Genomic DNA, 7,737 nt, shown 5'->3' with positions numbered 1-7,737 from the left:
GGTCACCCCGCCCGCCCGGACCGGCTGACCTCCCCGCACCCGACACCCGTAGACAGCGGTAACAGCGACACGACTCCCCCACATGCCCCCCGTATGCGAACTCCCGAACAGATCCGAAAGGCGGTGGGAGCTGTGCGGCTCTCACGAAGAGGCCTGCTGCGCGCGGGCCTGGCCCCCGCGGCGACCGCGGCGCTGGGCGGCCTGGCGTCCGGCTGCGCCGTTCCGACCGGCTCGACCGGCCGGAACATGGTCCTGTGGTACTGGAGCGGCGGCCTGAGCGACACCGTCGTCAAGAACGCCAGGACCCGGTACGGCGGCACGGTGGACCTCCAGGCGATCCAGATCGGCGGTTACTACCGTTCCAAGCTGATCACCACCATGGCCGGCCGCGCCCACATCCCCGACATCGCGGGACTCAAGGGCGAGGACATGGCGTCGTACCTGCCGAACGCCGACCAGTTCGTCGACCTGCGGACGCTGGGGGCGGACCGCTACAAGAGCCGTTACCTGTCGTGGAAATGGGACCAGGGCATCGCCGACGACGGCTCGATGATCGGCTTCCCGATCGACTGCGGGCCGGTCGCGCACCTCTACCAGTACGACGTGTTCCGCAAGGCGGGACTGCCGTACGAGCCGGACGACGTGTCGAAGGAGCTGAACACCTGGGAGAAGTTCTTCGCCGCCGGGGAACAGCTCCGCAAGCGTGTTCCGGGTGCTTCTCTGCTCACCGACGTCAACGCGGTATTCGACAACGTGGTGAACCAGGGCAGCGAGCGGTACGTCGACAGGGACCGCCACTTCATCGGTGACCGGGAGCATGTGCGCCGCGCCTGGGACCTCGCCGTGGAGGCCAAGCGGCGCGGCCTCGTATCGGATCTCGTCACCGGTACCCCGGACCAGCTGTCCGCCGTCGAGGACGGCAAGCTGCCCAGTCAACTGGGCGCCTCCTGGGCCACGTTCGACCTCAAGAACGGTGTGCCGAGGACCAAGGGCAGGTGGCGGGTCGCCGACATGCCGGTGCGGCCCGCCAACAACGGGGGCTCGTTCCTGTCGATCACCAGGGCGTGCCGGGAGCCCGAGCAGGCCTTCCGCCTGATCACCTGGATGCTCGACGCGAAGAACCAGGCCCAGGGTTACGTCGACGCCGGCCTCTTCCCCTCCACCCCCGCCTCCTACGGACTGAGCCAACTGCGCGACCCCGACCCGTTCTTCGGCGGGCAGGTCACCACGGAGGTGTTCGGGCCCGCGGCACAGAAGATCGCGATCGCCTACAACAGCCCGTTCGACATCGCCCTCGGTCAGCCCGTCAAGGACGAGATCAAGGCCGTCGGCGTCCTCGGCAAGGACCCGGACACCGCCTGGAGTGACGCCATGAGCAAGTGCCGTCGCATCGCCGAGCACCTGGGGGTGAGCCACTGATGGCCACCGTCCCCGCACTGGAGAAGCCCCCCGTGGTCATGACGGAGATCCCCGCCGTCCAGCCGCGCAAGGGTTTTCGCAGGTACTGGCACCTCTACGCCGCGATCTCCCCCTTCTACCTGCTGTTCCTCGCCTTCGGCCTGATCCCGGTGGGCTTCTCGCTCTACCTGTCCTTCCACCGGTGGGACGGTCTCGGGTCCATGGAGTGGGCGGGCCTGTCGCAGTACCGGTATCTGGTCGGCGACGGCGACTTCTGGCAGTCCATCGGGACCACCGTCGTCATCTGGGCGCTGGCCACCTTCCCCATGATCTTCCTGGCGATGGTCACGGCCGTGATGCTCAACTCGGCGGTCCGTTTCAAGAACGCCTACCGCGTCGCCTTCTTCCTGCCCAACGTGACCTCCGTGGTCGCCGTCGCGATCGTCTTCGGTTCCGTGTTCTCCACCAACTTCGGTCTCGTCAACGCCCTGTTGCAGGCGGTGGGGCTGGACCAGGTGGCCTGGCTGAACACCCCGTGGGGCATCAAGATCGCCATCGCCACCCTGATGACCTGGCAGTGGACCGGATACAACGCGATCATCTTCCTCGCCGGCCTCCAGACCGTCCCCGGCGAGCTGTACGAGGCGGCGCGCATCGACGGCGCCGGGCCCGTGCAGACCTTCCTCCGCGTCACGCTGCCCCTGCTGCGGCCCACCCTGCTGTTCGTGCTCGTCGTCTCGACGGTCACCGGTCTGCAGAGCTTCTCCGAACCGCAGGTGCTGCTGCAGAACACCGCCAACGAGTCGGCCTTCTCGGGCGGCCCCGGCCACTCGGGCCGGACCATGGTCCTCTACTTCTTCCAGCAGACCTTCGACAACAACGACTTCGGCTACGGCGCGGCCGTGGCCTGGGGCATCTTCCTCGTCGTCGTACTTTTCTCGATCATCAACTGGCGCCTGCTCCAGCGCCGGGACGAAGCATAGGAAGGGCCGGCACCATGGCATCCATCCACGGCCTCAAGCCGTCCCGCGCGGGCATCCGGGGGTCACGGCGCCGCGCCCTCGCCCTGCACGCCTCGCTGATCACCGGCGTACTGCTGTCGGCCTTCCCGTTCTACTGGGCCGTCGTCATGTCGACGCACACCTCGAGCGAGATCTTCTCCTACCCGCCCAAGCTGCTGCCGGGCACCCACTTCCCGGACAACGTCCGCAGCCTGTTCGACGCGGTCGACTTCTTCGGGTCCATGGCGAACTCGCTGCTCGTCGCGACCACGGTGACGTTCCTGGTGCTGCTCTTCGACTCGCTCGCGGCCTTCGTCTTCGCCAAGTTCGCGTTTCCCGGAAAGCGGCTGCTGTTCGGGCTGCTGATGCTCATCTTCATGGTGCCGATGCAGCTCCAGGCCATCCCGCAGTTCGTGATCATGGCCCGGCTCGGCTGGATCGGGTCGATGACGGCGCTGATCGTGCCGGCCGCGGCAAACGCCTTCGGCATCTTCTGGATGCGCCAGTACATGAAGAGCGCCATCCACGACGAACTCCTCGACGCCTCCCGCATCGACGGCGCCAACTTCCTGCGCCAGTACTGGCACGTGGCCCTCCCCGTGGTCCGGCCCGGCCTCGCCTTCCTCGCCATCTTCACCTTCATGGGCCAGTGGAACGACTACGCCTGGCCGCTGATCGCCCTCACCGACCCCGACAACGTGACCCTCCAGGTCGCCCTGTCCCAGCTCAACGGCACCCACGGCACCACCGACTACGGCATGGTCATGACCGGCGCGCTCCTCGCCCTGGTCCCGCTGCTGATCGTGTTCGCGATCGGCGCCCGCCAGATCATCGGGGACCTCGGAAAGGGAGCGATCAAGTGAGGGACCCCCTGCTGGCGCTCCGCCCCTGGGAGGCACCCGAGGTGACCTCCTGGGGCCGGCTCCCCATGAACGCCGTCGACCGGCGCGAAGGAGCGCACTCCCTGGACGGCGAGTGGCGTTTTCAGCTCCTGCCCGCGCCTGACGCGCCGGTCGGCGGGATGTGGTCGACGGCCGTCGTGCCGGGTGTGTGGACCATGCAGGACACCGCCGACCTTCCGCAGTATCTGAACATCCGTATGCCGTATACAGAATTCCCCCCACTGTCGCCCGCCGACAATCCGACGGGTGTCTACGAACGGGACCTGGACATCCCCGCCGACTGGGCCGGGCGCCGGATCGTCCTCCAGGTCGGTGCCGCCGAGAGCGTGCTGCTGGTGCACGTGGACGGGCGGCCCGCCGGCATCTCCAAGGACTCCCGCCTCGCCGCCGAGTTCGACCTGACCGATCTCGTACGCCCCGGCGCGCGGGCCGTCGTACGGCTGACCGTCGTCAAATGGTCGGACGCCTCGCACATCGAGGACCAGGACCACTGGTGGCACGGCGGCATCACCCGCTCGGTGCTGCTGTACGCGACCGACCCGCTGCACCTGGCCGACGTGCGTGTGGAGGCGCGCCGGGACGGGGACCTGCGGGTCGACTGCCAGGTGCGGGACGCCGGCGGGGCGCTGCCGGAGGGCTGGTACGTCAGCGGGGAACTGGACGGGCCGCACGGGCTGCCGCTGGCGCGGGACACCGAGTTCGACCGGCTGAACACGCGGGACGAACGGGTCTCCGCCTTCCTCGGCGAGGCGCGACTGCGCACCCGGGTACCCGGCGTACGCACCTGGAATGCCGAGACGCCCGAGCTGTACGGCCTGACCGTGCGCCTGCACCGTGCCGACGGCACCGTCGCCGACACCTCCCGCCACCGCGTCGGTTTCCGTGACGTGGAGATCGTCGGCCGGGACCTGCTGGTCAACGGGGAGCGCGTCTTCGTCCGCGGCGTCAACCGGCACGACTTCCATCCGCTGACCGGCCGCACGGTGTCGTACGACGACATGCGCGCGGACCTGGTCCTGCTGAAGCGCTTCGGTTTCAACGCGATCCGCACCGCGCACTACCCGAACGACCCGGCACTGTACGACCTCGCCGACGAAATCGGTTTCTACGTGGTCGACGAAGCGGACATCGAGTCCCACGACCACGCCCATGAGATCGCCGACGACCCGCGCTATCTGAACGCCTTCGTCGACCGGGTGTCACGCATGGTCCTGCGGGACAAGAACCACCCCTCGGTGATCATCTGGTCGCTGGGCAACGAGTCCGACTACGGCGCCAACCACGACGCGGCGGCGGGCTGGGCACGCCGGCACGACCCGACAAGGCCGCTGCAGTACGAGGGCGCCGCCAAACGCGGCTGGGCGGACCCGGACGTCGCCTCCGACATCGCCTGTCCCATGTACGCGCCGCTGGAGGACTGCGTGGCGCACGCCCTCTCCGGACGCCAGACCAAACCGCTCATCCAGTGCGAGTACTCGCACGCCATGGGCAACAGCAACGGCACGCTGGCCGACCACTGGGCCGCCATCGAGGCCACCCCGGGACTTCAGGGCGGCTTCATCTGGGAGTTCTGGGACCACGGCATCCTCCAGAGTGTGACGGACGGAAGACCGGCCGGGCGTGGGGGCGCCGGGCTCTACGACAGCGGCGTCGCCGCACCCGGGTACCGCTGGGCCTACGGCGGCGACTTCGGCGAGCAGGACCACGACGGCGCGTTCATCGCGGACGGTGTGGTCCTCCCGGACCGCACACCCAAGCCCGTGATGTACGAGCACCGGGAGCTGGCCGCACCGGTGCGCCTGGACTGCTTCCGCCACGAGGGCCTGGTGCTCTCCAACCACCAGCACTTCCGCGGCCTGGACTGGCTCGCCGCCGAGTGGGAGCTGGCCCTGGCGGACGGCGGCACGCTCACCGCGCCGGCCGTGCTGCCCGAACTGCGGCCGGGCGAGACGGCCGTGGTGCCGCTGCCGTTCGAGCTGCCGCCCGACGGCGGCGAGGCCTGGCTGACACTGCGCGTGACGACGGCCGAGGACCTGCCGTGGGCACCACGCGGCACCGAGGTCTGCACGCCGCAACTACGGCTGCGGGACGCGGAAGCGGTGACGCAGCCTGTCGCTGCCCCGCTTTCGGAACCCGGTTCGGAGACGGTCGCGGAGCCGGTTGCGAAAGGGACGGTGGAGGTCGACGCGGACGGACTGCTGGTGCACCCGCTGCTGAGCGCCGCCCCCACGCTGTCACTGTGGCGGGCGCCCACCGACAACGACGAGCTGGGCGGCATGGCACTGCGCTGGCGGACCTGGGGCCTGGACGCGCTCGTACGCAAACCGGTCTCGGTACGTCGCGACGGGGGGTCGGTGACCGTCGTCGCGGAGTACGCCGGCGCCGCCGGGGTCGTCCGCCACCGTCAGACGTTCACGCCGGTCGAGGGCGGCCTGCGGATCGACGAGGAGGCCGGACTGCCGGACGCGTTCGACGACGTGGCGCGGGTCGGCTCGGTCTTCGAGACGGTCGGGGGGCTGGACCTGCTGGAGTGGTTCGGGCAGGGCCCCTGGGAGTCGTATCCCGACCGCAGCGCGGGAGCGCCGGTGGGTCACCATTGTCTCCCCGTCGACGCCCTGTTCACCCCCTATCTGCGACCCCAGGAGAGCGGGGGCCGGCACGGCGTACGGCGGTTCACGCTGTCCGCGTCCGACGCCACCGGTCTCACGGTCTCGCTGGACGAGCCGCGCCAGGTCTCCGTCACGCGCCACCGCGCCGAGGATCTGACGGCCGCCGCCCACCACGACGAGCTGGTGCCGCGCGCCGGCTGCGTGGTCCACCTCGACGCGGCGCACCGCGGGCTCGGTACGGCCTCCTGCGGTCCCGACACCTTCCCCTCCTATCTCGTCGCGCCGGGCCGGCACCGCTGGAGCTGGACCCTGCGCATCCTCTGATTTCCCGTTCTCCTTCTCTTTCGCGGACTTCCTCTACGGAGCACACGTGTGTACGTCGCATGCCCATGAACAGTGCGAGGCCGCGCAGGCCGGCGCCGGACGACGCGGTTTCCTCAGGGCGACCGCGCTGCTGGGCGCCGCCGCCACCGCCTCGGTCGCCCTGCCGGCCGTCACCGCCGAGGCGACGCCCTCCGGCTGGCGTCCCGATCCGGACAGCCGCCGCTTCACTCTCGCGGTGATGCCCGACACCCAGTACCTCTTCGACGGGCCGAGCATCGACAAGGCGCCCGTGGAGGCGTCCCTGCGCTACCTCCTGGAGCACGGCAGGAACGAGAACATCGTCTTCCTGTCGCATCTGGGCGACCTCACGCAGAACGGCACGAGAGCCGAAGTAGCCGCGGTCAGCGAGGCGTTCACGCTGCTGGACCGTCGCAGGGTCGGTTACAGCGTGCTGGCCGGCAACCACGACGTGCGGTCGTCGACGACCGACCAGCGCGGAGCGAGCCCGTATCTGGACGCCTTCGGCCCCGGCCGCTTCGCGGGCCGTCCGTCGTTCGGGGGCGCCTCACCTGACGGTTACCACACCTTCCACGTGTTCCGGGCCGCCGGCCGGGAGTGGATGGTGCTGGCGCTCGACTGGCGGCTGTCCCCGCAGGGGTATGCGTGGGCCGCCGACGTGCTGGCCCGGCACCCGAAGACGCCGGTCGTCCTGACCACGCACGAGCTGGTGGTGGAGGACGACGCGCTGTCGGCGTACGGGCAGCAGTTGTGGGACCGGTTGATCAAGGACCATGACCAGATCTTCCTCACCCTCAACGGTCACTACTGGCCTGCCGGACGGGCGACCCGGCGGAACGCGGCGGGGAACGACGTCCATCTGCATCTGACGAACTATCAGAACCGTTACTTCGGTGGCGCGGCGATGATCCGTCTCTACCGTTTCGACCTGGACCGGAACGTCATCGATGTGGAAACGGTCTCCCCCTGGATTCTCGGCCGGGCCGCGAAGGGCCTCAACGAGCTGGAGCGGCAGGAGATCGAGCTGAGCGGTGACGCGGACCGGTTCACCGTGGACATCGACTTCGCGGAGAGGTTCGCCGGCTTCGCGCCCGTACCGGCCCGGCCCGCGCGTCCGGTGCCGAGGATGCTGGTCCCGGGCACGATGGCGTACTGGCGCTTCGAGTCCCCGGCGGCCGGCACCGTCCGTGACCTGTCGGGACGCGGCAACGACCTCGACGTGGTCACGGTTGCCGGCGGGTCGCTGGGCTGGTCGGCCGACCACCATCCCGATCAGCCCGGCCACGGCAGCCTGGAGTTCCAGGGGTACAAGTCACCGTTGAAGGGGGCGTACCTGCGGACGGTGGAGGGAGCGCCGCTCAACTCGGCGACGTTCGACAACGGTTACACCATCGAGGCCTTCTACCGGCTGCCCGCCGACTGGGACGCCTCCCACCACGCGTGGTCGGGACTGGTCGGCCAGACGGGCACCGGCGGCGCCGCCGG

At 69.6% G+C, this 7,737-nt stretch carries 5 protein-coding genes; all 5 read left to right on the top strand.

The features are described 5' to 3' along the window. The first annotated feature begins 132 nt into the window (after positions 1 to 132). Positions 133 to 1,419, top strand: a complete 1,287-nt coding sequence (locus BZL64_RS24580) for an ABC transporter substrate-binding protein (RefSeq protein ID WP_086771374.1) — start codon at positions 133 to 135, stop codon at positions 1,417 to 1,419. Next, positions 1,419 to 2,381, top strand: coding sequence for a carbohydrate ABC transporter permease (locus BZL64_RS24575; protein WP_086771373.1), 963 nt, complete (start codon positions 1,419 to 1,421; stop codon positions 2,379 to 2,381). Before BZL64_RS24580 ends, BZL64_RS24575 begins: the two co-directional genes overlap by 1 nt. A gap of 14 nt (positions 2,382 to 2,395) precedes the next feature. Then, positions 2,396 to 3,262, top strand: coding sequence for a carbohydrate ABC transporter permease (locus BZL64_RS24570; RefSeq protein WP_086771372.1), 867 nt, complete (start codon positions 2,396 to 2,398; stop codon positions 3,260 to 3,262). After that, positions 3,259 to 6,234, top strand: a complete 2,976-nt coding sequence (locus BZL64_RS24565) for a glycoside hydrolase family 2 TIM barrel-domain containing protein (RefSeq protein WP_086771371.1) — start codon at positions 3,259 to 3,261, stop codon at positions 6,232 to 6,234. Before BZL64_RS24570 ends, BZL64_RS24565 begins: the two co-directional genes overlap by 4 nt. Positions 6,235 to 6,280: 46 nt before the next feature. Beyond that, a partial coding sequence (locus BZL64_RS24560; protein ID WP_086771370.1) for a metallophosphoesterase family protein occupies positions 6,281 to 7,737 on the top strand: 1,457 nt, incomplete at its 3' end.

It is taken from the genome of Streptomyces bobili, assembly GCF_002154575.1.
In the GTDB taxonomy this organism is placed as follows: domain Bacteria; phylum Actinomycetota; class Actinomycetes; order Streptomycetales; family Streptomycetaceae; genus Streptomyces; species Streptomyces bobili.
The sequence above is the reverse complement of the archived record's forward strand: the minus strand, read 5'-3'. Positions and strand labels throughout refer to the sequence as shown.

What these genes read in the sequence shown, in the direction of transcription:
- BZL64_RS24575 (WP_086771373.1), top strand. Translation starts at nt 1,419, where the DNA reads ATGGCCACCGTCCCCGCACTGGAGAAGCCCCCCGTGGTCATGACGGAG.
- BZL64_RS24570 (WP_086771372.1), top strand. Translation starts at nt 2,396, where the DNA reads ATGGCATCCATCCACGGCCTCAAGCCGTCCCGCGCGGGCATCCGGGGG.